Annotated in this window: 1 protein-coding gene; it reads right to left on the minus strand. The window is 55.6% G+C overall.

Features of this window, described 5'->3' with window-relative positions:
* Positions 1-235: 235 nt before the first annotated feature.
* On the minus strand, positions 236-836 hold a 601-nt coding region (locus tag HMPREF3009_RS06490), incomplete at its 5' end, for an HNH endonuclease signature motif containing protein (RefSeq protein WP_198531124.1).

The raw sequence follows: 836 nt of genomic DNA on the forward strand, positions 1-836 counted from the left end.
ACTGCTACCAAATAGCCGGTCGCAACAGAGGCGTTAAAGCACGCCAACTCGTCAGCCATCTTTCGGTTGGCGGGTTTCGTTCTTTAAGGGCTTAACCCTCAGCGGGAAGCGCGTGAATCGTGCTCAAGGATCGCCGATATGCCCGCGTGCCTTGATGTGGTCTGCGGGTGGCAGTGTTGTCACTGGTGGTTAGCTGTTTCCTTTCTGCCGTTGCTGCGTGTGGTGGCTGTGGGTGTTAGCTGCTGTCGGGTGGTTCCTCTGGTGGTTGTCCTGCTTGTTCGGTGTTGAGTCTGGCGACTGCTTCCTGGTATTCGGGCATCGCGGTTATCGGTGTTCCCCAGGGTGGGATGAAACTAACCCCGGTATTCAGCCGGTACATGTAGCCGCGCCCGGTGGGTTTTAAAGGGTCATCATCGTTAATACCGTTGTGGTAGGCGCACAGGAAGGTCAGGTTCTTAATGTTGGTGTAGCCGCCTGCTTGCCAGGGGATGAGGTGATGGATTTGGCAGTAATCAGCTGGCTTATTACACCCAGGTCTTGAACACGTGTGGAATTCAGCGTGCAGGGTAAGGCGCTGTTTGAAGTTTGCCCCTCGTTCTAGCCGCCAGGTGTTAATGGGCCCTTCAATGGGGTGAACGATGGTGGCGTAGCCTATTTCGGCAAACTTGTGGGTTAAGAACTCGGCCCCTGTCATGCGCCCACCGTTGGTCAGGTTGAGCTCTATTTCGTCCCCGTCGCCGTTGATGATCTGGTCCAACTCGTTTAACGTGACGATGACTTGGGTACGCACCGCAGGCTTGGAACCGGTGCCCTCTTTGAAGAAGACGTCGTTGGCG

Source organism: Corynebacterium sp. HMSC034H07 (assembly GCF_001815175.1).
Taxonomy (GTDB): Bacteria; Actinomycetota; Actinomycetes; order Mycobacteriales; family Mycobacteriaceae; genus Corynebacterium; species Corynebacterium hiratae.